Consider the following 2,842-nt stretch of genomic DNA (forward strand, 5'->3'; position numbering starts at 1 on the left):
CAGCGGAGATGGCACATTCGACCATCTCTTGCTGTTCTGGAGGTACATCAAGGGCTGGAAAGAACATTAGAGTGTTTACCAGTAGTAGGTAGGGCCGGCGAGCGTGTCTTCGATAAACACCTCAGACCACCGCACGGTCTTTGTGCAATAGGGTGGATCAGATCTGTCCTCATTGATGTTGCATCGACGCCCACGGACGTAGCTTTCCGGAACGGTGTCATACCGGATGCAGCTATCCCCGCTCCAATCCCACTGAACACATTCACGGTGCAAAGGAATATAGGCAGCGATACCCCAATCGAAGCTCATATGGCTGCCAGACCCTTTTGACGGGTTTACTGCGCACGATCCGAAATTCGGAAGAGGCGGCTTACGATCCCTGATGCGGTCGATCATCGCTGAGTAAGCAGCGCCGCACCCGGACGGGAATCCGCCTGGAAGGCATAACCAAATCGCGCACTCATCCTGTGAAGCGGCGCTCGCCATGTTGCCCGCGACACTAAACAGAATTGCCGCAGTAATTCCCAATACGCCTTTCATCTATTTCTCCTTGACATTGCTTATGTGGATTTACTGTTGTTGTCGCGGTTTACGAATGCCGCAACCTCAGACTCTGCATCAACCCGGTTCGAATCAACAGAGGCAAGGCTATTGTCCTCAGTACCTGACGAGTCGGCCCCCATTCCCCTGATCGCATCCGCAATGCGACCACCTGTTGTATCCGCTATTCGCTCCTTGGCGGAATCGACAACGGAGCCGAGTTTTGTTTTTGCCACATCTACGGTGCCTTTGGCTAAATTCGCCGCGGCGTCTGCACCTACTCTTGCCGCCGTCATACCAGCGGATGCGATGACACCGCCACTGCTGGCGTTAAACCCCGTAGTATTGCCTTGCGCACCTTCACCACTCTTTTCGCTTTTACTCTCCCCTTCTGGCCCTCCTGGACTGTCTCCTCTATCTCTTTCACTCGAATCATGGGCACTCGACGCTGACTGTGCCAACCTGGAAGATTCTGTATTACTAGAAACCGAATTGGCGAAGCCTGCGGCTTTTGCGAATGGCGTTTCTCCGGTTCCAGGCATTCCGCCGCCACCCGGCCCTCCGTCTGTGTCACCGCCGTCACTACCGCTAAACGCATTTGCCAATACATCACTGCCGGCTGCAACATTGGCATTAGCCTGAGAAAATGCAGCCATAAGCGCCGACACACCTCCAGCGCCTTGTGTGGTACCAGAAGCCGCCATTGCCCCGGCCATTGTCGCAGCGGCTGTCGCAACACCAGTAGCGCCGATAGCAGCCCCAGCCCCAAACTGTCCAATCCCCATACCACCGACACCCGCGCCGGTAATAATGCCTGCGATAAGTTGAGGAACCTTATTGACAAGCATTAGTAGAATGACAGCCACGATCAGCATTACACCTAATTCCGATAACGGTGTGTCGGCACTCATGTTGCTGTAATAATCATCAACGAATGTTTTCCCAATGCCGACGAGAAGGACCATAGTTAAAAGCTGCGAAGCCACCCCTAGTACAGTTTTGTAATAATTGATAGCAATGTCATGAGTCCATCTTCCCCCTCCAAAACCAAGGAAGAAAACTCCGCCATAAGCCAATATCCAACCCGCCGCCAATAGCAAAAGCATGTTGACGCCAATTAGCGCCAAGATAACCAAAATTATTGCCGCCATGATGACCCCAGCCAGACTTGTCGCGGGAGACATCAATGACATATTCTCTATCACTTTATCGAAAACAGCGAATCCCACATCTACAATCCCCGATGGCGTCAGACTAGGCCCTAAGCCCGTTGCTGTACCAGCTATCTGTCGAAGCGAATCCATGATGTCCGTAGCAAAGTTAGGCCCATTTATCAGTAGCCACCAAAAGAACCCCGTAAATATGGTGAATCTCACGAGTTCTGCGAAGAACTCGCCAATATCCGCTTTGCGCAATGCCATCATTCCGAAGGTGATCACCATTGAAATAAGCACCAACACCCAAAACAGCCATGTTGCGCGACCTGTGATATAGCCTGCCCATCCACTCGCCGCTGCTGAGTATCTTGCTAATACAGTATCCAGAAGATTGCTATTGTCGATTGCAGCATTCGCATCAACAGCGATACCTAGCAATACGCATAACAATATAATTCCAGCAACTTTTTTCATGGGCTACCACCTCACCATTGCATATTGGTGCTTTTCTTGTCTTCTGCCGGTCTCGCAGCCGCACAGGCCGCAACTAGCGCATCAGCGCCTTCTACGCCTTTAACCTCCTCCGGCATCTCGTTAGTGCAATGGATAGGGTCGATAACAATGCGCTGTACGGACTGTTTCTTCGGCGAGTAAAACGCGAAAGATGGGGTGGAGGTCCTAAGAAAGCAGGCGCTTCCCAGGCCTTGGCTTACATCTTTCCCATATTCTTTTTCCACATGTTCAATGCTGGCCTTAGCACATGTTTCCTCATTAACCGGCTTTACCCATGCCGTTTCTTTCTTATTGTTCTGAACTTCAGAACAACCGGCGATTAGTAGAATAAGTGCTAAATAGCTAACCCATATACTTAATGTTTTCATGCTTCACTCCTCACCATGTCCGGCCGGTGCTTGCTCTATAGTTTCTTCTCAGGAATTGTGAGTCCGCCGCTTCTTGCTGGGCCTCTTTCGCCATGTCCGCCTGCATTTTCGTCGTCACCGCATTCTGCTGCGCGATCAACAGCCCCCGAATATGTAATAGCTGGTTGGCCTGCTGACTGGCGAGCTGGTTGGCGTAACCAATGGCCTCCATCTGGCCCACTGCCCCGGTGGCCGCAGACTGGAGTCGCTCCAGCTGCCTGGCAT

At 51.9% G+C, this 2,842-nt stretch carries 2 protein-coding genes and 1 pseudogene; all 3 read right to left on the bottom strand.

The genetic code is table 11. From position 1 onward, the window contains the following. Window positions 1–560: 560 nt before the first annotated feature. Entirely contained in the window at window positions 561–2,171 is a 1,611-nt protein-coding gene (gene trbL / locus ACOCD2_RS15775; RefSeq protein ID WP_293649481.1) for a P-type conjugative transfer protein TrbL, read from the bottom strand. A gap of 11 nt (window positions 2,172–2,182) precedes the next feature. Next, window positions 2,183–2,578, bottom strand: coding sequence for a hypothetical protein (locus tag ACOCD2_RS15780; protein WP_293649479.1), 396 nt, complete (start codon window positions 2,576–2,578; stop codon window positions 2,183–2,185). A gap of 10 nt (window positions 2,579–2,588) precedes the next feature. Then, window positions 2,589–2,842: pseudogene (locus ACOCD2_RS15785) on the bottom strand (conjugal transfer protein TrbJ); the annotation flags it as partial.

The sequence above is a fragment of the Thiolapillus sp. genome (assembly GCF_048562965.1).
Classification (GTDB): domain Bacteria; phylum Pseudomonadota; class Gammaproteobacteria; order Chromatiales; family Chromatiaceae; genus Thiolapillus; species Thiolapillus brandeum_A.

Coding starts and splice junctions, on each gene's coding strand:
- trbL (WP_293649481.1), bottom strand. CDS start 2,171: ATGAAAAAAGTTGCTGGAATTATATTGTTATGCGTATTGCTAGGTATC.
- ACOCD2_RS15780 (WP_293649479.1), bottom strand. CDS start 2,578: ATGAAAACATTAAGTATATGGGTTAGCTATTTAGCACTTATTCTACTA.